The sequence below is a fragment of the Allobosea robiniae genome (assembly GCF_900102525.1).
Lineage (GTDB): Bacteria > Pseudomonadota > Alphaproteobacteria > Rhizobiales > Beijerinckiaceae > Allobosea > Allobosea robiniae.
This window is the reverse complement of record NZ_FNBZ01000009.1, coordinates 62,691-81,753: the sequence shown is the minus strand read 5'-3', so window position 1 is coordinate 81,753 and position 19,063 is coordinate 62,691. Positions and strand designations below refer to the sequence as shown.

Sequence of the window (19,063 nt, the reverse complement as noted above, 5' to 3'; positions counted from 1 at the left end):
TCCATTGTGGCCGCGCGCGAGCGTGGCGCCGGGTAGACCCATGAGGATGGGCGCTCCGGCAGGAGGTGCGTCATGATCACGATCCGCGACGAGGTCGCCAACGACATTCCCGCCCGCGAGGCGCTGCTCGACCGTTGCCTGGGCGAGCGCCGCACCGCCAAGTCGAGCGAACGCCTGCGCGAGGGCCGTTTGCCGGCTGAGGGCCTTGCCCTGACGGCCGAGCGTGCCGGCGAACTGCTCGCGACGGTCCGCCTTTGGCATGTGGAAGCCAATGGCGTGCCTGCGCTGCTGCTCGGCCCGCTCGCGGTCAAGCCGGAGCTGCAGGGCGAGGGGCTCGGCAAGGCGATGATGCGCGAGGCGCTCTGGCGGGCGGCCTGCCGTGGGCACGGCGCCGTCATCCTCGTCGGCGACGCGCCCTATTACGCCCGCTTCGGCTTCGATCCGGCGCTGACCCGCGACCTCGCCATGCCCGGCCCGGTCGAGCGCGAGCGTTTTCTCGCGATCGAGCTGCGCGAGGGCGCACTCGATGGGGCAAGCGGCGTGCTGGTTGCGAGCGGCGTTGCCATCCCCGCAGCCTTCGAGGCGGACGAGGTGGCGCGGGCCGCCTGACCCTTCCGACCCATCGTCATCGCGCCGTCATCGCCCGGCGCTTTCCATGCGTTTCACCCGCATGGGAGGCGTCCCCGGCGATTGACGGCGCGATTTTGCGCCCATACGACCCTTTTGAGCTTTTTTACCCCCAGAACCCAGGAGTTACAGAGAATGACGAATTGGCCCGTCTACGGCGAGATCACCGGCCCGATCGTGATGATCGGTTTCGGCTCGATCGGCCGCGGTACGCTGCCGCTGCTCGAACGGCACTTCAAGTTCGACAAGAGCCGCTTCGTCGTCATTGCTCCCGATGATTCCAACCGCCATCTGCTCGACGAGCGCGGCATCCGCTTCATCCAGGAAGCCGTCACCATCGAGAACTACAAGACGATGCTGGAGCCGCTGCTGACCGCCGGCGGCGGACAGGGCTTCTGCGTCAACCTCTCCTGCGACACCGGCTCGCGCGACATCATGGAGTTCTGCTCCAGTCTCGGCGCGCTCTATATCGACACGGTCAACGAGCCCTGGCTCGGCTTCTATTTCGACGAGAGCAAGGGCCCGGCCGAGCGCTCGAACTATGCGCTGCGCGAGATGACGCTGGCCGCGAAGCGGGCGCGCCCGGCCGGCACGCCGACGGCCGTCTCCTGCTGCGGCGCCAATCCCGGCATGGTCTCCTCGCTGGTGAAGCGGGCACTGACCAACCTCGCCGCCGATATGCGTCTCAACGCGACGCAGCCGAACACCCGCGAGGAATGGGCGGCGCTGATGCAGCGCGTCGGCGTCAAGGGCATCCATATCGCCGAGCGCGACACGCAGCGTTCGAAGAACCCCAAGCCGCCGGGCGTCTTCGTCAACACCTGGTCGGTCGAGGGCTTCATCGCCGAAGCCGTGCAGCCGGCCGAACTCGGCTGGGGCACCCATGAGAAGTGGATGCCGGCGAACGCCCATGGCCACGAGACCGGCTCGCAGGCGGCGATCTACCTGATGCAGGCCGGCGCCGAAACCAAGGTCCGGAGCTGGTGCCCGACGCCGGGGCCGCAATACGGCTTCCTGGTCACGCATAACGAGTCGATCTCGATCGCGGACTATTTCACCGTGCGCGACGAGGCCGGCAAGGCCGTCTTCCGGCCGACCTGCCACTACGCCTATCACCCGGCGAACGATGCCGTGCTCTCGCTGCACGAGATGTTCGGCAATGCCGGCCGCCCGCAGGAAGAGCACCATATCCTCGAGGAGAAGGAGGTCGTCGACGGCATCGACGAGCTCGGCGTGCTGCTCTACGGCCACGAGAAGGGCGCCTACTGGTTCGGCTCGCAGCTCTCGACCGAGGAGGCGCGCTCGCTCGCGCCCTACCAGACCGCGACCGGTCTGCAGGTGACCTCTTCCGTGCTCGCCGGCATGGTCTGGGCGCTGGAGAACCCGCGCGCGGGGATCGTCGAGGTCGAGGAGCTCGATTTCAACCGCTGCCTCGAGATCCAGCGGCCCTATCTCGGGCCGGTGAAGGGCTACTACACCGACTGGACACCGCTCGACGGCCGCCCGGGGCTGTTCCCGGAGGATATCGACACCAGCGATCCCTGGCAGTTCCGGAACATCCTGGTCCGCTGAAGGCGGTTATTTGAAGAGTGTCATCCCGCGCGCGCTGCGGCACGTCAGTGCTGCTGCGCAGACACGGGACCGTTTTCCGGTAAGGGCGCCTTCTCATGCAGGGAGGCGCCCTTTCGCTTGAAGGGAGCCTTCTCGTCGCGCGGTCCCGCATCTGCGCAGCAGCACTGAGGTGCCGCAGCGCGTGCGGGAAGACACTCTATGATCTAAGGCGCCCTACGCCTTGCGGGTGACCTTCACGCCGGCCAGCAGCGCCGCACCCGCCAGGAAGAAGACGATCAGCACGGCCAAGCCTGCCCGCTGGCTGGCGAAGATCGTCGTCGCGAGCGCGACCAGCGTCGGCCCCATGAAGGACGTGACCTTTCCCGAGAGGGCGAAGAGCCCGAAGAACTCGCCGATGCGCCCCTGGGGCGCGAGCCGCGCCATCAGGCTGCGCGAGGCCGCCTGCATCGGCCCGGCGACGAGGCCGATCAGCAGGCCGAGGCCGAGATAGACCCGCTCCGGCAGCGAGGCGAAGAGACCATCGCCGGCCACGGGTGGCGCAGCGGGGATCACGAACAGGATATGGTCGGTACTGAGCGAGAGGATGCCAATACAGGCGAAGAGCAGGCAGGCGATCGAACCAAGCACGACCGGCTTGCCGCCGATGCGGTCGTCGAGCTTGCCGCCGAGCCAGGCGCCCAGCGTGCCGGTGACGGTGAGCAGGATGCCGAAGATGCCGAGCTCGATCGTCTGCCAGCCGAAGACGCCGGCCGCATAGATGCCGCCGAAGGCGAAAAGCGCGACCAGCGCGTCCTGGTAGATCATGTTGGCGAGCAGGAAGCGGCCGAGCGAAGGCAGTTTCGGCAATTCGGCGAGCGTGTCCCTGAGCCGGCCGACGCCGCCGTTGGCGGCCTCTGAGAGGCTCAGACCCGTCTTGCTGGAATCCGGCGTGAGCAGGAACATCGGCGTGACGAAGACGATGAACCAAAGCGCGGTCAGCGGGCCGGAGAAGCGATCGCCCTCGCGGGCGGCGGCATCGAGCCCGAGGATCGGCGCGATGCCGATGAGCGTCTTGCCGGTCTGCGGATCGGCGGCGAGCAGCCCGAGCGTGATCGCAAGCGACAGAAGGCCACCGAGATAGCCGATCGCCCAGCCGGTGCCGGAGAGCCAGCCGAGGCGCTCCGGGGGCACCAGCCGCGTCATCATCGCATTGTTGAAGGTGGTGGCGAATTCGGCCCCCACAGTCGCGATGACGAAGCCGGCGAGCGCGATCGGCACCGCGGTCGCTGACCCCGGCACGGCGAACCAGAGCATTCCCGCGCCGATGACCAGGAGCGCGCCGAAGGCGGCGATCCAGGGCTTGCGCGGCCCGGTCCGGTCCGCGATGCCGCCGAGCAGGGGCGAGAGCAGGGCGATGCAGAGGCCCGCGAAACCGGTAGCATAACCCCAGAGCGCCTGCCCGTCGGCGGCGTCCTTCGCCAGCGCCGAGGCGAAGAACGGCGCGAAGACGAAGGTGGTGATCAGCGTGAAGAAGGGCTGCGCCGACCAGTCGAAGAACAGCCAGGCGGTGACCGCGCGGCGCGGCGGCCAGACGGTGGGCGGTGCTTCGGCAGGCGGCGTCGCTGGCGTCACTGCAGGGTCGTGTCCGGATCGCCGCCACCGCGGGCGAGCTCGATCTCGGTGATCGCGACCAGCACCTCGGCGCGGTCCTTCAGCGTCTGCGCCTCCAGCAAGGCCTGCTTCTCGCGCGGCCCGAACGGGCACATCATCGAGAGCGCGTTGACCAGGGCCTCGTTGGGCGCCTCGTTGACGCCCTTCCAGTCGATCTTGAGGTCGTTGGCCTTGGCGAAGTCCCTGAGCGCCTTGAGCAGGCCTTTACGGTCCACCTCCTCCTCGCCGGAGCGGGCGACGAAATCGGCGGCGAAGGCGTCATAGCCGACGCGGCCCTGGCGATAGGGCGTGGTGACCGACAATTCGTCGAGCAGCCGGAAGCGGCTGATGCCGGTCAGGGTGATGATGTAGCGGCCGTCGCCGGTCTCGGAGAACTGGGTGATGCGGCCGAGGCAGCCGACCTTCAGCAGCGGCGGGATCTCGGGCTGCCGCCCGGTTTCCGGCTCGGGCTGGATGATGCCGATGACGCGCTCGCCCTTCAGCGCATCGTCGATCATGGCGAGGTAGCGCGGTTCGAAGATGTTGAGCGGCATCTGGCCGCGCGGCAGGAGCAAGGCGCCACCCAGGGGGAAAAGCGGGATCGCCGTCGGGCAATCCTTGGCTCCCTCGTAGACGGCGTTCATGCCCATGCGCGCCTTGTCCTTATCGCCGGTCAGGAGAACAGCAGGGTCGAAAGCTTGCGGCGCCCGGTGACGCTCGCCTCGTCCATCGGGCCCCAGGCCTCGAAGAACTGAAGGAGCTGCTTGCGCGCGCCGTCATCGTTCCACTTCCTGTCGGCCTTGATGATGGCGACGAGATGGTCGACCGCCTCCTCCCGCTTGTCACGGGCGCTGAGCGCCAGCGCGAGATCGAAGCGAGCCTGGTGATCTTTCGGGTTCGCCGCAACCTTGGCTTCGAGCTCGGCGGTGTCGCCGAGCGAGGCGGCCTGTTCGGCGAGCTCGATCGCGGCACGCACGGCCGTGATCGCCGGATCGGTGGCCTTGTCCTGCGGCGCCGTGCCGAGGATGCCCCTGGCGCCCTCGATATCGCCGCTGTCGAGATGCAGCCGCGCCAGCCCGGCGATGGCCGCGAGGTTGTCGGGCTCGATCTCGAGCACGCCGGCATAGAGCTCGCTCGCACCGGCGGGGTCGCCGGCCGCGATGGCGGCCACGGCGGCCTCGATCAGCTCGGCGGTCTCGCCCGGACCCATCGGGCCCACAAGACGCTCGATGAAGACCTTGATCTGGCTTTCGGGCTGGGCGCCCATGAAGCCGTCGATGGGCTGGCCCTGTTTGAAGGCGATGACGGCGGGAATCGACTGGATGCCGAGCTGGCCGGGGATCTGCGGATGCTCGTCGATATTCATCTTGACGAGCTTGACCTTGCCGCCGGCGGCCTTGACCACCTTCTCGATGACGGGCGTGAGCTGCTTGCAGGGCCCGCACCAGGGCGCCCAGAAATCGATCAGAACCGGCTGGTTCATCGATTCGGCGATGACGTCCTCGCGGAAGCCCTGGGTCGTGGTGTCCTTGATCAGGCCGGGTTGCCCGGTCGCCTCGCCATTGACCAGCATGGGTCGTCCTTCGTGATGTTTCGTAGAGGCGCAGGCGTGCCGATGCGGCCGTCCGCGCGGTTGCCCCATAGATGGGGTGCTTCAGCCGTTCTGTCCATCAGGCGGGACGGGCAAATCGACGATCAGCGGCTCGTGGCCCGTGCTTCGGAAGAAGGCCAGCAGATCGTCGCGGCCGACCCGGAGCGTCGCCGTGTTGATCAGCGGATGGAAATTGACGTCCTCGCCGGTCGTCAGAATGGCGTCCAGCACCATGGTCACCTCGCCCGCGCGATCATTGATCACGGCGAAGGCGGTGACGGAGCCCGGCGTGACGCCGAGCTTCTCCATCAGGAGCTCGGCCGAGCCGAAGGAGAGCCGCCCACTAGCGCCGATCCGCTCGTGCAGGCGCTTGAGGTCGATGCGCGCATGCGCTTCGGCCGAGACCAGGAACAGCCGCCCCTTCTTGTCCTTGAGGAACAGGTTCTTGGTGTGATGGCCGACCATCTCGCCGCGATGCGGCGCCGTCTCGGCAACGGTGAACACAGCCGGATGGTCGGTGCGGTGGAAGGCAATGCCTTTCTCGGTGAGATAGGCGCAGAGCTGGTCGGGCGTGACGGGCGCGGTCATGGCTGGGCGATCGGCAGGGTTCGGGTTCGAAGCAGCACTGAAAAGCACCCGCCGAAACGGCAGGAACGGGCCAAGCGATGCCTAGCCGTGCAAGGCTGCGGCAGCAAGATGGAAGGCGCGAATCCAGGCTTTTGTGGAAGGCGGCAAAAAAACTTTCCCTGAGGTCCTTGCGCTTCGCGGCGCTTTGGGGCAATAACCCGGCCGCGCCGCCAACACGGCGCGACTGTCTCGGATGCGGGTGTAGCTCAGGGGTAGAGCACAACCTTGCCAAGGTTGGGGTCGAGGGTTCGAATCCCTTCGCCCGCTCCAGACAATCTCAAGGCTTGAGAAGCATGCAAGCGTCGGATCTTCCGGCGCTTTTTGCTTTTTGGACTGTAATTCTTCGATTTGCCGGAAACCGCCAGGCTTCAAACGCAAGAGGGCGCCGTCTGGCGCCCTCTGCAGGTGTTTTCGAAGCTCTACGCGTTCACGTCAATTCCGCGCCGCGCTTCTCGGGGATGAGGAGCCACATGGCGATGAGGTCGAGGATGTAGAGCGTGGCGAGCAGCGCGATGGCGGTCTGGAAGCCGTAAGCCGCGGCGATCGCGCCGACCACGACCGGGCCGAAGCCACCGACGCCGCGGCCGATGTTGAACAGCACGTTCTGGGCGGTGGCGCGCGCCGCCGTCGGGAAGAGTTCGCTGATCAGCGCGCCATAGCCGCCGAGCATGCCGTTGACGAAGAAGCCCATCACCGCGCCGGCGACGAGCAATTGCATCGGATCAGTCAGGCGCGAATAGACCACGACCATTACCGCGGCGCCGATCATGTAGCCGAAGAAGGCCGGGCGGCGCCCGATGCGGTCGGCGATATGGCCGAAGGCGAAGATGCCGAGCGCCATGCCGCCGATGGTTACCGCCGTCCACACCGCCGATTGGGTCAGCGCGAAGCCGAACCGGGTGGCGAGATAGTTCGGCAGCCAGATCATCACGCCGTAATAGCCGAAGTTCTGGACCGAGCAGAGGATGACCATGCCGAGGCTGAGCTTGGCGGTCTCGCGGTCCTTGACCAGCAGGCGCAGCGCCGATTCCTTCGGCCGGTCCTTGGAGCGGGCGACGAAGACCTCGGGCTCGTGCAGGGAGTGGCGGATGAAATAGGCCGCGATCGCCGGCAGGATGCCGATGGCGAACATGCCGCGCCAGCCGATCGTGGGCAGCAGGATCGGGGTGGCGATGGCCGCGGCGAGCACGCCGACCTGCCAGCCGAGCCCGACATAGGAGGAGGCGCGCGCCCGCTTCGAGGCCGGCCAGGCCTCGGCGACCAGCGCCATGCCGATGCCGAACTCGCCACCGAGCCCGAGGCCGGCGATGGTGCGGTAGATCAGCAGGTCCCAGTAGCCCTGCGCCAGTGCGCACATGCCGGTGAAGACGGCGAAGAGGACGATGGTCCAGGTCAGCACGCGGACGCGGCCGATACGGTCCGACAGCATGCCGAAGCCGATGCCGCCGAGCACGGCACCAACCAGCGTCGCGGTGACCAGCGAGGCGGCCTGCGCCTGGCTGAGCTGGAGGTCGGCCGAGATCGCCCGCAGCATGAAGCCCAGGATCAGCAGGTCGAACCCGTCCATCGCATAGCCGATCGCCGCGCCCCACAAGGCCTTCCGCGCCTTGCCGTCCACTTCCGTTGGTGCGGCGGCTGCCGCTTGAAGATCGCTCATGATGAAAGCCCCTTGTCTGCTCCGGCCAAGCCCAGCGGAGCGGCGATGCGGCATGGCGTCGCCCGTATTCAGATGGTTTGGCATCTCATGCGGCCTGGGTCGGCGCAATGAGCGTCCGCGTCCCAGCCTGTGGATGTCGTGGGAAACCCTGTCATGAGCGTTTTTCGGGAACGCCGGGGTCATCCTGCGGTCCGGCTGGCGGCTGGAGGGAGATGCAGCGGAGCAGGGTTGCAGATCGCGGTGAAAATCGCCGGGCAGAGGGATTGACCTGCCGGGCCGAGGCGATCAGAAGAGGCCGTTTGCCAATTCGACCAGCCCTTGCGCCCTTGCCGTTCCCGGCGAGCGGCGTCGCTCAGCCCGGAGAGACCGCGCCATGTCCCACCTGTTCACCCCCACCGACAGGACCGTGATCGCGCGCGAAGCGGCCAAGATGCTGCTCGAAATCAAGGCTGTCCACTTTTACAGCGACAAGCCCTTCTTCTTCACCTCGGGCTGGGCGAGCCCGGTCTATATCGACTGCCGCAAGATCATCTCCTATCCGCGCCTGCGCTCGACGCTGATCGATTTCGCGGCGACGACGATCGTGCGCGATATCGGCTACGAGTCGCTCGACATCATCGCCGGTGGCGAAACAGCGGGCATTCCCTTCGCGGCCTGGATCTCCGATCGGCTGTCGCTGCCGATGCAGTATGTCCGCAAGAAGCCGAAGGGTTTTGGCCGCAACGCCCAGATCGAGGGCTCCGTCGTCGAGGGCGCGCGCACCCTGCTGGTCGAGGATCTCGCCACAGACGGCCGCAGCAAGGTCAATTTCGCCGAGGCGCTGCGCAATGCTGGCGCCGACGTGCAGCACTGCTTCGTGCTGTTCTACTACGACATCTTCCCGAAGAGCCGCGAGCTGATGGCCGAGATCGGCGTCAACTTGCACTATCTTACCACCTGGTGGGACGTGCTGGCCGTGGCCAAGGAGAGCGGCCATTTCGAGCCGAAGATCCTGGCCGAGGTCGAGAGCTTCCTGAACGACCCGGCGAGCTGGTCGGCCAAGCATGGCGGCATCTCCGCCTTCGGCGAGGAGAAGAAGCCGGCCTGAGCCATGGCGCGCGAGCTGCAACTGCGCCTCGATCGCGAGAACGCGCAACTACTCGACGGGCGCGGCCGGATCTTCGATCCGGCGACCCGGCGTTGGAGCGAGGCGAGGGCAACGGCGGGGCGGGGAGAACCCGCCTCTCTGGCCGGCGCCGTGCATTGGCTCCAGCGCGACAGCGGGATGCCGCTGCGAACACCCGTCGCCGTGATCGGGACGCGCACGCCGACCGCTGCGCAGGAAGCCGCCGCCTTTGCGATGGGGCGACGGCTCGCAGAGCATGGCGTCACCGTTTTGTGCGGCGGCCGTGCCGGGGTGATGGAAGAGGTCTGCCGGGGCGTGGCGGAAGCCGGCGGCCTGTCGATCGGCCTTCTGCCGGATGACGAGCCGGAGGCGGCCAATCCCTACGTCACCGTCCCACTCGCGACCGGCATCGGCGTCGCCCGCAACGCGCTGATCGCTCGGGCCGCCTGCTGCCTCGTCGCGATCGGCGGCGGCTACGGCACCTTGTCCGAGATCGCTTTCGCCTTGCAGTTCAAGCGCCCGGTCTTCCTGCTGGAAGGCGCTCCCGCGGTGGATGGTGCGCAGGCCTGCACTGACGCGGACGCCGCGCTCGACGCGGTGGCGGGGGTGATCCTGGCGCTCTGAGCGCGCCGGAATTTACGGCTTCTCGGGGCGGCTCGTTGCCGCGCCGCCACGCGCTTCGAGCGCCTTGCCGACGCGGCGCATCGCCTCGCCGGCGGCATTGCATTCCTCGTCACTCAAGACCTGCATCATCGCCTCGATCTCGGCGACATGGACCGCCATCGCCTTGCGGGTCAGCGCCTCGCCGGCGGAGGTGAGCCAGAGGCGGCGCAGGCGCCGGTCGGTCTCGTCGTTGCGGCGTTCGATCAGGCCGCGCTTCTCCAGCACGGGCAGCAGCATGCTCATCGCGCTGCGTCCGACCAGGAGCTTCTCGGCAAGCGCCTGCTGTGAGAGGCCGGGGACATGGAAGATATTGGCGAGCACGTCGTAATGCGCGAGCTGGATGTCGAGCGGCGCTAGGGCCTCGGTGAAGACCTTCTCCCAGAGGCTGTGCGCGCGGGCGACGGCGATCCAGTTGCGGAAACGCGGCAATTCCCAGGGCAGGACCTGCGCTTCAGGCGAAGCAGAAGGGGCTTGTGTTTTGTTCATGACTGAACATAATGGTTCAGCGCTGAACAAGATCGGGTCTTCGCCATGACCACTGCCACCCTTCGCTACATGCGCCCGCTGGTCCGGGCCGCGAGCTTCATAGCTCCGCGCACAGCCGGCCGGCTGGCCTTCCGCCTCTTCTGTACCCCGCCGAGGCCGTCGACGCGAAACGGAAACGGCAAGATGGGGCAGCCGCCGCGGCTGCAGCAAGCGAGCTTGCGCGCGATACCGTTTCCGTGCGGGAGCGTGCAGGCCTATGTCTTCGAGCCTGAGGAGCGGGCGCCGATCCGGACGGTGCTGCTGGTCCATGGCTGGACCGGCGATGCGGCCTCGATGACGGGCTTCGTCGAGCCGCTCCTGACGGCGGGTTTCCGAGTGGTCGCCTTCGACCTGCCCGGCCATGGCGCCTCGACGGGGCGGGAGCTCAATATTCCGCTCGGCGTCGCGAGCCTTGCGGCGGTCGCGCGGGTGTTCGGGCCATTCCACGCGATCGTCACCCATTCCTTCGGCGGCGCGATCACGCTGGCCGCACTGGCGGGCTCGGTCAGGGGACAGCCGGTGGTCAGCGCGGATCGGCTCGTGCTGATCTCGGCGCCGTCCTCGATCACCCGGATCACCCGGCAATTCGGCCATGCGATCGGTCTCGGCCGGCGCGGGCAGGCGGCGCTGGAGCGGCGCATCCACATTGTCGCCGGCAATCCGGTCGAGGCTTTCGAAGGGCCGCTCCAGCTCAAGGCGATCGGCTTGCCGACGCTGGTGATCCATGATCGGCAGGATCGCGAACTGGGCTTCGCGCATGCCGAGGCGTTGGAGCAGGCCGGCCCGTTCGTCCGGCTGGAAGCGACGGACGGGCTCGGCCATCGCCGCATCCTGAAGGCGCGGCCGGTGGCCGAGAGCGTGGCGTGCTTCGTCGCAGGCGAAGGCTAGCTCAGAGCCAGCCCATCAGCTCGCGCTGGACGACTTCGGCGATGGTGTCGATGCCTTCGGGGGAATCGTTGAGGCAAGGCAGATAGGCGAATTTCTCGCCGCCATTGTGCAGGAAGATCTCGCGGTTCTCCCCGTCGAGTTCTTCCAGCGTCTCCAGGCAATCGGCCGAGAAGCCCGGTGCGACGATCGCCATCGATTTCCTGCCGGCCTGGGCCAGGGCCTTCACCGTTTCGTCGGTATAGGGCTGGAGCCACTCGTCCGGCCCGAAGCGCGACTGGAAGGTCAGCGGGAACTGCTCTTCGGAGAGGCCGAGCTCGGCGCGCAGCAGGCGCCAGGTCTTCACGCACTGGCAGTAATAGGGGTCGCCCTTCAGCAGATACTCCTTCGGCATGCCGTGGAAGGAGCAGAGGATGACCTCCGGCGCGAAATCGAGCTTCGCCAGCGAGGCGCGCATCGAGCGGGCGAGCGCGCCGATATAGACGGGGTCGTCGTGATAGGGCGGGGCGACGCGCACCGAAGGCTGCCAGCGCATTTGCATCAGCGCGCGAAAAGCCTGGTCGCAGGCGGTCGCCGAAGTCGGCGCGGCATATTGCGGATAGAGCGGCACCAGCAGGATGCGATCGCAGCCCTGATCGAGCAGTGCCTTCAGGCGGCTCTGCACATCGGGAAAGCCGTAGCGCATGGCCCAGTCGAAGACGACGCGCTCTCCGGCCAACGGCTTCAAACGCTCAGCGAGCTGTTCGGTCTGCGAGCGGGTGATGGTCTTGAGCGGGCCCTCGTCACGCTCCTTGTTCCAGATCGAGGCGTAGTCCTTGCCCTTCCGGCCCGGCCGCGTTGACAGGATGATCAGGTTGAGGATCGGCCACCATTTCCAGCGGGGCTCCTCGATCACACGGCGGTCGGAGAGGAACTCCTTGAGATAGGCGCGCATCGGCCAGTAGCCGGTGCCCTCCGGCGTGCCGAGATTCATCAAGAGCACGCCGATGCGGCCGTACTGTACCTTGGGATGGTCGGGTGGCAGGGAAGCGGCCTCGCGGGCCGGCACTGCGGCGATGTCAGCGGTCATGAACGCGTGCACTCCTTGGCGTCGTGATTTAGACGAGTTCGCGCTTTCGTCCAGCCTTGAAGCTTCTCGAATGGCAGGGGTGCGACACTGCTTCCCGCCGTCGGGCGGCCCGAAACCCCTCTGGTCAGCGCCTCGCTCCTCTTGCTAGTCTGGAGCGGTTCTCAGGACATAGGGACGCTCGCCATGACGAAGCTCACCCGCCGCAAGGCTCTCGGTGTCCTGGCGGCGCCAGTGACGCTCGCTGCGACTGCGCCGGTGGCGATGGCGCAGCAGCCGGCACCGAGCTTCACGCTGCTGCTCGTCAACGACATCTACAAGATGGGCGACGACAAGGGCCGCGGCGGCTTCGCGCGCGCCGCCGGCATCGCCAAGGCCGAGCGCGCGAAGGGCGTGCCGGTGCTGTTCTGCCATGCCGGCGACTGCTACTCGCCCTCGCTGATGTCGGGCTTCGACCAGGGCGCGCATATCGTTGCGATGCAGAACAAGATGGGTATCGACGTCTTTGTGCCCGGCAACCACGAATTCGATTTCGGCAAGGAGAACTACCTCAAGCTGACGGCGGCGCAGAGCTACCCGACCTTCGCCGCGAACCTGCGTGACGCCGCCGGCAGCATCCTGCCGCATCACAGGGATTCGCAGATCTTCGAGCTCGGCGGCATCAAGGTCGGCGTCATCGGCGCCGCCTTCGAGCCGACCCCGCAGGTTTCCTTCCCCGGCGACCTGAAATTCTCCTCGACCATGGAGGCGCTGCGCCGCGAGGCCAAGGTTTTGAAGGGCGAGGGCGCCGATATTCTCGTCGCCGTCGTCCATGCCGACCGGAAGACGGATTACGAGATCGTGCGCTCTCGCGTGGTCGATATCGTGCTCACCGGCCACGACCACGATCTCGCCATCGCCTATGACGGCAAGGTGGTGATGGTCGAGTCGAACGAGGAGGGCAATTACGTCACAGCGATCGACATCGCCGTCAGCGTCAAGGGCGAGGGCACGGCGCGGCAGGTCTCGTGGACGCCGACCTTCCGCGTCAACGATTCCCGCGCAGCGACGCCGGACCCGGATATCGCCGCCATCGTCAAAGGCTATGAGGGCGAGCTATCCAAGGAGCTCGACGTCGACATCGCGACGCTGGCCGCGCCGCTCGATTCCCGCACCGGCGTCATCCGCACACAGGAGACCGCGATCGGCAACCTGATCGCCGATGCGATCCGCTCCGCGACCGGCGCCCAGCTCGCCATCACCAATGCCGGCGGCATCCGCGCCAACAAGCAATACGCGGCCGGGCAGAAACTGACGCGCCGTGACGTGCTGAGCGAACTGCCCTTCGGCAATGCGACCGTGATGGTCGAGATCACCGGCAAGGACGTGAAGGACGCGATCGAGAACGGCCTGCGCGATGCGCCGCAGGGCGCCGGGCGCTTCCCGGTGGTGTCCGGCCTGACATTCGAGGCCGATCTCAAGCAGCCGCAGGGTTCGCGCGTGGGTGCCGTCACTGTCGACGGCAAGCCGATCGATCCGGCCGGCAAATACACCGTCGCCTCCAATAACTTCATGCTGGAGGGCGGCGACGGCTACACGGCGCTGAGCCGCGGCAGGACGCTGATCGGCCTCACCGACGGCAAGCTGATGGCCAATGAGGTGATGGTCTATGTTCGTAAGCTCGGCACGGTCGATGCCAGGGTCGAAGGCCGGGCGGTCCTGAAGTGAAATGTGCTGAAGCGCTCGCAGCCTTCCTGGCGAGCGGGAATTCAGCCGGCTGGCGCGAGCTGCCGGTCTTCGCTGCCGACGGGGCTGCCGCTCGTGCCTGCGCGGCGGTCGATGCCGAGCGGGCGGCCGGGCATGTGGTGGCCCCGGTGCCGGAGCGGGTCTTTGCCGCGCTGGCGCTGACGCCGCTCGATGCGGTCCGGGCCGTCATCCTGGGCCAAGACCCATATCCGACGCCGGGCCATGCCAACGGGCTCGCCTTTTCCTATGTCGGGCCGGCGCCGCTGCCGCGCTCGCTCGTCAATATCTACAAGGAGCGAGCTGAAGACCTGGGAGAGCCCACACCCGCGGACGGCGACCTGACGCGCTGGGCGAAGCAGGGCGTCTTGCTGCTCAACACGGCGCTGACGGTGCGCGAGGGAGCGAGCAAGGCCGGCTCGCATCTCTCGCTCGGCTGGGGAGCGGTGACCGATGCGGTGATCGCAACGGTCTCACGCGAGCGAGCGCATGTCGTCTTTCTGCTCTGGGGCAATCCAGCGCAGACGAAGCGGCCCCTGATCGACGAGAGCCGACATCTGGTCATCGCCAGCGCGCATCCCTCGCCGCTGTCGGCGCGGCGAGGGTTCTTCGGCTCGAAGCCGTTCAGCCGGGCCAATGCCTGGCTGGACGAGCAGGGGGAGAAGCCGATCGCGTGGTGACGCGCGGCGTCACCCCACGGGGCGTTCGTCGGCGATGACCTTGCCGTCGTTCGGCAGCGCGCCGAGCGGGAGGATTTCGACCGCACCCTTCAGCTTCGTCACTTGCTGCAAGGTCGAGGACACCGCATCGATCAGGCCGGCGGCCTCAGTGTAGGTCTCGGCCTTCAGCGTCATCGTGTCGGTCTCGTTGGCACGGCCGACGACGAGGCGGAGTTTTGCGATCTCGGCATGGCGCCTGGCGATCTCGGCGACCTGCTCGGGCCGCACGAACATGCCCTTGATCTTGGCAGTCTGGTCGGCGCGGCCCATCCAGCCCCTGATCCGGGTGTTGCTGCGACCGCAGGCGCTCGCGCCCGGCAGGATGGCGGTGAGGTCGCCGACCGCGAGCCTGATCTGGGGATGATGCGGGTCGAGATTGGTGATCACGACCTCCCCGACCTCGCCCTCGGGAACGGGATCGCCGGTGCCCGGCCGGACGATCTCGACGATCAGGTTCTCGTTCAGCACCATGCCTTCGCGCGCCGCCGTCTCATAGGCGATGACGCCGACATCGGCGGTGGCATAGAGCTGGTAGGCATCGATGCCGCGCTCCCTGACCCAGGCCTGCAGCGAGGGCGGGAAGGCGGCGCCGGAGACCACCGCGCGCTTGATCGAGGAGATGTCGACGCCGCGCGTCTCGGCCGCCTCGATCAGGATCTTCAGGAAGTCGGGCGTGCCGGCATAGGCGCTCGGGCGGTAGGCGGAGATCACCTCCATCTGCTGCTCGGTATTGCCGGGACCTGCCGGGATCACGGTGCAGCCCACCGCGCGTGCGGCGGAATCCATGATGAAGCCGCCAGGCGTCAGGTGATAGCTCAGCGTGTTCAGGACGATATCGCCCGGCCGGAAGCCGGCGGCGTAGAGGCCGCGTGCGGCGCCCCAGGCGTCGGCAGCGGTGCCTTCAGGCTCGAAGATCGGACCGGGAGACGTAAAGAGCCGACCGAAGGAGTTAGCTGCCTCCGAGACGAAGCCGCCGAAGGGCAGGACCGCCTTCTGAAGGGCCGGGAGTTCCGCCTTGCGCAGGATGGGCAAGCCAGTCAGTGCCTTGCGGTCAGTGATCGCGTCGGGGTCGATGCCGGCGAGCCGTTCGGCATAGGCCGGCGCTTTCAGGGCTGCTGCCAGCACCGCTGGCAGCCTTGCGAAGAGGTCGGCCTCGCGCGCGGCAGGCGAACGGGTTTCGAGCGCGTCGTGGTGCTCTGTCATGGCGGGGTCTCGTCTGTCGGGTGCGGTGCCGGATCGTGCGTTCACGACAGCCAGCGCTTGCGGCGCTTGTAGCTTTTCACTTCGCGAAAGGACTTCTTGTTGCCCTCGGCGACGCCGAGATAGAATTCCTTCACGTCCTCATTCTCGCGCAGCATCTTGGCCTCGCCGTCCATGACGACGCGCCCGGTCTCCATGATGTAGCCGTAGGTCGCATAGCGCAGCGCCATATTGGTGTTCTGCTCGGCGACGAGGAAGGACACGCCCTCGTCGGCATTGAGCCCGCGGACGATCTCGAAGATCTCCTCGACGATCTGCGGGGCGAGGCCCATCGAGGGCTCGTCGAGCAGGATCATCTTGGGGTTCGACATCATGGCGCGGCCGATGGCGCACATCTGCTGCTCGCCGCCGGAGGTGTAGCCGGCCTGCGACGAGCGGCGCTGCTTCAGGCGTGGAAACAGGGTGTAGATCTTCTCGAGGTCGCGCTTGATCGCGGCATTGCCGTCGCGGCGGGTGAAGGCGCCGGTCAGCAGGTTTTCCTCGATCGAGAGATGGCCGAAGCAGTGCCGGCCTTCCATGACCTGAATGCAGCCGCGCCGGACGAGCTCGTTCGGGGACATCTTGTCGACGCGCTCGCCGTCGAAGACGATCGAGCCCTTGGTGACCTCGCCGCGCTCGGCCTTGAGCAGGTTGGAGATCGCCTTCAGTGTCGTGGTCTTGCCGGCGCCGTTGGCACCGAGGATCGCGACGATGCCCTGGCGCGGCACGGTGAGCGAGACGCCCTTCAGCACCAGCACGACATGGTCGTAGATGACCTCGATATTGTTGAGCGACAGGATGGTGTCGCTCGCGGTCGCGGCGGCCTGCTTTTCGAGGGTGGCGGTCGACATCGGCCTCTCCCGGACAATCGGTATCGATGGGGTGCCGGCGGCGGGGGAGCCGCCGCCGGCTGCCGTCAGATCAGGACGACTTTTCGCAGGGCTCGGTGCGCTTCGGCCAGTTGCCGGCCTTCTCGATATAGTCCTTGGCGTTGGCCTCGATCAGCGGCCGGACCTCGTCCTTCAGAGGCTCGACCCAGTCGCCCTTCTTGGTCCACTTGGTGCCGTCCCATTCCGAGACGAACATCTTGCTGTGGCCAGAATGGTCGGTGCAGGAGATCGTGGTCGGCGTGACGAAGCCGCCAAGCCCGATCTCCTTGAGGCGCGCCTCGGTGAGATTGAGGGATTCCAGGCCGCGGCGCATGTCCTCGGCGGTGATCACCTTCTTGCCGGTCAGCTTCTGCGCGTTGCGCACGGCCTCGACGACGAGCATCGCGTTGTAGACGCCGCGGTTGTAGAGCGCTTCGCCGACCTTCTCCTTCGGCGTCGTGCTCTTGCCCTTGTCGACCACGTATTTGAGGATGTCCTGCATGGCGGGCGCCTCGGTGCCGGCGAGCGTCCAGCTCAGCGACTTGTAGCCCTTGGCCTGCTCGCCGCCGGCGCGGGCATCGTCATCGCCGCCGGCCCACCAGACGCCGACCAGCTTGTTCATCGGGAAGTTGTTCTTGGCCGCTTCCTTGACCGCGGTCGGGTTCATCGCGCCCCAGCCCTGGTTGTAGAGGAAGTCCGGCCGGTCGCGGCGGATCGAGAGCCAGAGCGAGCCCTGGTTCTGCATGTCGGCGGCGGCCACCGGATAGAGCTTGAGCTCGAAGCCGTATTTCTTGGCGAGGTTCTCGAGGACCGGGATCGGCTCCTTGCCGAAGGGCGCGTCGAGATGGATCAGGCCGAGCTTCTTGCCCTTGAGCTTGTCCATGCCGCCGAGCTCGGCCGCCATGTGCTTCACCATGACGGAGGCGCCGTCCCAGTAGGTGAAGGGCGGGATGAAGACCCAGGGGAAGTTGGTGCCGTCGGCTGAGGAGGACAGGCCGTAGGCCATCGACAGGATCGGGATCTTGTCGACATGAGCGCGCGGGATCGCGGCGAGCGTCGCGCCGGTCGACCAGGGCGAATAGACGATGGTGTTCTTCGACTTGGCCTGCTCGTAGCACTCGATCGACTTCTTGGTGTCGTAGCCGGTCTCGCATTCCTCATAGATGACCTTGACGCCGTTCACGCCGCCGTCGCGCTCGTTGATCATCGTGATGTAGTCGCGCATGCCGTCGCCGATCGGGATGCCCGAGCCCGAGAACGGGCCGGTGCGATAGGCGTTGTTGGCGAAATAGACGCTGTCCTGCGCCATGGCCGGGGCAAGCGCACCGGCGGCGAACAGGGCTCCGAGCGCTGCACCCTTCAACAGATTGCTGGTCTTCATGGACTTCCTCCGTTCGTTTCCTCCGGGCCGGTTCCAGCCGGTCCCGTCTTGTTTTCGCCGGCGCTTCTGTCGTGCCGGTCGTTTCTTGGGCTCTCTCCCGCGTCAGTACGGGAAGGGCCACGTCCGCAATTTCTGCTTCCCGATCTGCCAGAGCCTGGCGAGGCCGTGCGGCTCGACGATCAGGAAGATGATGATCAGCGCGCCGACCAGCATGAAGGTGACATGTTCGGCCGCCGCACCCTGGATCGGGATGCCCAGCGCCGGCAGGCCGAATTTCAGCGCCGTCGGCAGGATCGACAGGAAGGCCGCGCCGAAGAAGGAGCCGATCAGGGAGCCGAGGCCGCCGATGATGACCATGAACAGGATGTTGAAGGAGAGGCGGATCGAGAACACGTCCGCCGCCTCGCCGCCGCCGTACCAGAGGAAGATCATCATCGCGCCGGCGACGCCGCAGAAATAGGAGGAGACGGCGAAGGCGGCGAGCTTGGCATTGAGCAGCTTGATACCCATCAGCTCGGCGGCGATATCCATGTCGCGCACCGCCATCCAGGAGCGGCCGAGCTTGCCGTGGACGATGTTGGAGGCGAACCAGGTCAGCACCACGACGAGGCCGAGGCAGACGAAATAACGGGTCTCCGGGGTCGCGGACGCACCCGTCAGGGGGATGTCGAAGAGCGTGCGCTGCGGCACCTCGATCGCGCCCGAGGCGTTGTAGTTGAACAGCCAGGGCACGCGCACGAAGGCCCATTGCAGGAAGAACTGCGCGGCGAGCGTCGCGACCGCCAGGTAGAAGCCCTTGATGCGCAGCGAGGGCAGGCCGAAAAGCACGCCGATGCCGGCCGAGAACAGGCCCGAGACGAGGATCAGGACGATGATGTTCACGCCCGGGAAGATCGTGGTGAGCTTGTAGCAGCTATAGGCGCCGACACCCATGAAGGCGGCGGTGCCGAGCGAGATCAGCCCGGTATAGCCGGTGAGGATGTTGAGCCCGACCGCCGCCAGCGAGAAGATCAGGAACGGGATCATCACCGAGGCGATGAAGAAGTCGCTGCCCAGGAAGGGGATGGCGACCAGCGCGACGCCTAAGATGACGGCGATGCCGATCCGGTCTTCCCTGAGGGGGAAGACCGCCATGTCGGCGGAATAGGTGGATTTGTATTGGCCGGCCTCGCGGTAGAGCATGTCG

The 19,063-nt window shown here is 66.9% G+C and carries 18 protein-coding genes and 1 tRNA gene; 8 read left to right on the top strand and 11 right to left on the bottom strand.

Translation table 11 applies throughout. From position 1 onward, the window contains the following. Window positions 1-72: 72 nt before the first annotated feature. Window positions 73-609 carry a GNAT family N-acetyltransferase gene (locus BLQ70_RS22595; protein WP_091861644.1) on the top strand — a complete coding sequence of 179 codons (537 nt, stop codon included), beginning with the start codon at window positions 73-75 and terminating at the stop codon, window positions 607-609. Between the two features lie 153 nt (window positions 610-762). Continuing rightward, window positions 763-2,199: a homospermidine synthase gene (locus tag BLQ70_RS22590; protein WP_091861641.1), complete on the top strand. Its 1,437-nt coding sequence runs from the start codon at window positions 763-765 to the stop codon at window positions 2,197-2,199. A 213-nt stretch (window positions 2,200-2,412) separates the two neighbouring features. Here the strand turns inward: BLQ70_RS22590 and BLQ70_RS22585 are convergent, their stop codons facing one another. The 4 genes from BLQ70_RS22585 to BLQ70_RS22570 all read right to left on the bottom strand — a co-directional run bounded on the left by BLQ70_RS22585 (window position 2,413) and on the right by BLQ70_RS22570 (window position 6,007). Beyond that, on the bottom strand, window positions 2,413-3,810 hold the full coding sequence (locus BLQ70_RS22585; RefSeq protein WP_091861637.1) for an MFS transporter: 1,398 nt from the start codon (window positions 3,808-3,810) through the stop codon (window positions 2,413-2,415). Continuing rightward, the gene (locus BLQ70_RS22580) at window positions 3,807-4,478 is read right to left on the bottom strand and encodes an LON peptidase substrate-binding domain-containing protein (RefSeq protein ID WP_091861634.1); all 672 of its coding nucleotides are present in this window, start codon (window positions 4,476-4,478) and stop codon (window positions 3,807-3,809) included. The genes BLQ70_RS22585 and BLQ70_RS22580 overlap by 4 nt, the downstream gene beginning before the upstream one ends. A 23-nt stretch (window positions 4,479-4,501) precedes the next feature. Then, the gene (gene trxA / locus BLQ70_RS22575) at window positions 4,502-5,401 is read right to left on the bottom strand and encodes a thioredoxin (protein ID WP_091861631.1); all 900 of its coding nucleotides are present in this window, start codon (window positions 5,399-5,401) and stop codon (window positions 4,502-4,504) included. A gap of 81 nt (window positions 5,402-5,482) precedes the next feature. Then, window positions 5,483-6,007 (bottom strand): prolyl-tRNA synthetase associated domain-containing protein, encoded by a 525-nt coding sequence (locus tag BLQ70_RS22570; protein ID WP_091861628.1) that lies wholly within the window; start codon window positions 6,005-6,007, stop codon window positions 5,483-5,485. Between the two features lie 234 nt (window positions 6,008-6,241). On the opposite strand from BLQ70_RS22570, the gene BLQ70_RS22565 reads away from it, so the two are divergent. Further along, window positions 6,242-6,316, top strand: a tRNA-Gly gene (locus tag BLQ70_RS22565). 157 nt (window positions 6,317-6,473) lie between these two features. Here BLQ70_RS22565 and BLQ70_RS22560 read toward each other — a convergent pair. Continuing rightward, the gene (locus tag BLQ70_RS22560; RefSeq protein WP_091861625.1) at window positions 6,474-7,703 is read right to left on the bottom strand and encodes an MFS transporter; all 1,230 of its coding nucleotides are present in this window, start codon (window positions 7,701-7,703) and stop codon (window positions 6,474-6,476) included. A gap of 373 nt (window positions 7,704-8,076) precedes the next feature. Between BLQ70_RS22560 and BLQ70_RS22555 the strand changes: the two genes are divergently transcribed. Together BLQ70_RS22555 and BLQ70_RS22550 are read left to right on the top strand one after the other, a co-directional pair. Continuing rightward, the gene (locus tag BLQ70_RS22555) at window positions 8,077-8,790 is read left to right on the top strand and encodes an orotate phosphoribosyltransferase (RefSeq protein ID WP_061965910.1); all 714 of its coding nucleotides are present in this window, start codon (window positions 8,077-8,079) and stop codon (window positions 8,788-8,790) included. Between the two features lie 3 nt (window positions 8,791-8,793). Beyond that, the gene (locus BLQ70_RS22550) at window positions 8,794-9,432 is read left to right on the top strand and encodes a TIGR00725 family protein (protein ID WP_210184339.1); all 639 of its coding nucleotides are present in this window, start codon (window positions 8,794-8,796) and stop codon (window positions 9,430-9,432) included. A gap of 12 nt (window positions 9,433-9,444) precedes the next feature. Here BLQ70_RS22550 and BLQ70_RS22545 read toward each other — a convergent pair whose 3' ends face one another. Beyond that, window positions 9,445-9,957, bottom strand: a complete 513-nt coding sequence (locus BLQ70_RS22545) for a MarR family winged helix-turn-helix transcriptional regulator (RefSeq protein ID WP_091861622.1) — start codon at window positions 9,955-9,957, stop codon at window positions 9,445-9,447. A 246-nt stretch (window positions 9,958-10,203) separates the two neighbouring features. Here BLQ70_RS22545 and BLQ70_RS22540 point away from each other — a divergent pair, with 246 nt between their 5' ends. Further along, window positions 10,204-10,884 (top strand): alpha/beta fold hydrolase, encoded by a 681-nt coding sequence (locus BLQ70_RS22540; RefSeq protein WP_170843502.1) that lies wholly within the window; start codon window positions 10,204-10,206, stop codon window positions 10,882-10,884. Between the two features lies 1 nt (window position 10,885). On the opposite strand, the gene hemH is transcribed toward BLQ70_RS22540, so the two are convergent. Beyond that, a complete protein-coding gene (gene hemH / locus BLQ70_RS22535) occupies window positions 10,886-11,950 on the bottom strand; it encodes a ferrochelatase (protein ID WP_091861616.1) in 1,065 nt (354 codons plus the stop codon). Between the two features lie 183 nt (window positions 11,951-12,133). On the opposite strand from hemH, the gene BLQ70_RS22530 reads away from it, so the two are divergent. Continuing rightward, window positions 12,134-13,654, top strand: coding sequence for a bifunctional metallophosphatase/5'-nucleotidase (locus tag BLQ70_RS22530; RefSeq protein WP_091861613.1), 1,521 nt, complete (start codon window positions 12,134-12,136; stop codon window positions 13,652-13,654). Next, window positions 13,651-14,349 (top strand): uracil-DNA glycosylase, encoded by a 699-nt coding sequence (gene ung / locus BLQ70_RS22525; RefSeq protein ID WP_091861610.1) that lies wholly within the window; start codon window positions 13,651-13,653, stop codon window positions 14,347-14,349. Before BLQ70_RS22530 ends, ung begins: the two co-directional genes overlap by 4 nt. 9 nt (window positions 14,350-14,358) lie before the next feature. On the opposite strand, the gene BLQ70_RS22520 is transcribed toward ung, so the two are convergent. The 4 genes from BLQ70_RS22520 to BLQ70_RS22505 form a co-directional block, all read right to left on the bottom strand. Next, window positions 14,359-15,591, bottom strand: a complete 1,233-nt coding sequence (locus BLQ70_RS22520) for a phenylacetate--CoA ligase family protein (protein WP_091861606.1) — start codon at window positions 15,589-15,591, stop codon at window positions 14,359-14,361. Between the two features lie 41 nt (window positions 15,592-15,632). Continuing rightward, the gene (locus BLQ70_RS22515) at window positions 15,633-16,478 is read right to left on the bottom strand and encodes an ABC transporter ATP-binding protein (protein WP_091861600.1); all 846 of its coding nucleotides are present in this window, start codon (window positions 16,476-16,478) and stop codon (window positions 15,633-15,635) included. A 70-nt stretch (window positions 16,479-16,548) separates the two neighbouring features. Further along, complete coding sequence (locus BLQ70_RS22510; RefSeq protein WP_091861597.1) at window positions 16,549-17,877, bottom strand: ABC transporter substrate-binding protein; 1,329 nt, start codon at window positions 17,875-17,877, stop codon at window positions 16,549-16,551. Window positions 17,878-17,979: 102 nt separating this feature from the next. Further along, on the bottom strand, window positions 17,980-19,059 hold the full coding sequence (locus BLQ70_RS22505; protein ID WP_091861594.1) for a branched-chain amino acid ABC transporter permease: 1,080 nt from the start codon (window positions 19,057-19,059) through the stop codon (window positions 17,980-17,982). Window positions 19,060-19,063: the final 4 nt, after the last annotated feature.

Bases quoted from the DNA above. Each gene is read 5' to 3' on its own strand.
- BLQ70_RS22595 (WP_091861644.1), top strand. From the start codon at position 73: ATGATCACGATCCGCGACGAGGTCGCCAACGACATTCCCGCCCGCGAG.
- BLQ70_RS22590 (WP_091861641.1), top strand. From the start codon at position 763: ATGACGAATTGGCCCGTCTACGGCGAGATCACCGGCCCGATCGTGATG.
- BLQ70_RS22580 (WP_091861634.1), bottom strand. From the start codon at position 4,478: ATGGGCATGAACGCCGTCTACGAGGGAGCCAAGGATTGCCCGACGGCG.
- trxA (WP_091861631.1), bottom strand. From the start codon at position 5,401: ATGCTGGTCAATGGCGAGGCGACCGGGCAACCCGGCCTGATCAAGGAC.
- BLQ70_RS22570 (WP_091861628.1), bottom strand. From the start codon at position 6,007: ATGACCGCGCCCGTCACGCCCGACCAGCTCTGCGCCTATCTCACCGAG.
- BLQ70_RS22560 (WP_091861625.1), bottom strand. From the start codon at position 7,703: ATGAGCGATCTTCAAGCGGCAGCCGCCGCACCAACGGAAGTGGACGGC.
- BLQ70_RS22555 (WP_061965910.1), top strand. From the start codon at position 8,077: ATGTCCCACCTGTTCACCCCCACCGACAGGACCGTGATCGCGCGCGAA.
- BLQ70_RS22550 (WP_210184339.1), top strand. From the start codon at position 8,794: ATGGCGCGCGAGCTGCAACTGCGCCTCGATCGCGAGAACGCGCAACTA.
- BLQ70_RS22545 (WP_091861622.1), bottom strand. From the start codon at position 9,957: ATGAACAAAACACAAGCCCCTTCTGCTTCGCCTGAAGCGCAGGTCCTG.
- hemH (WP_091861616.1), bottom strand. From the start codon at position 11,950: ATGACCGCTGACATCGCCGCAGTGCCGGCCCGCGAGGCCGCTTCCCTG.
- BLQ70_RS22530 (WP_091861613.1), top strand. From the start codon at position 12,134: ATGACGAAGCTCACCCGCCGCAAGGCTCTCGGTGTCCTGGCGGCGCCA.
- BLQ70_RS22520 (WP_091861606.1), bottom strand. From the start codon at position 15,591: ATGACAGAGCACCACGACGCGCTCGAAACCCGTTCGCCTGCCGCGCGC.
- BLQ70_RS22515 (WP_091861600.1), bottom strand. From the start codon at position 16,478: ATGTCGACCGCCACCCTCGAAAAGCAGGCCGCCGCGACCGCGAGCGAC.
- BLQ70_RS22510 (WP_091861597.1), bottom strand. From the start codon at position 17,877: ATGAAGACCAGCAATCTGTTGAAGGGTGCAGCGCTCGGAGCCCTGTTC.
- BLQ70_RS22505 (WP_091861594.1), bottom strand. From the start codon at position 19,059: ATGCTCTACCGCGAGGCCGGCCAATACAAATCCACCTATTCCGCCGAC.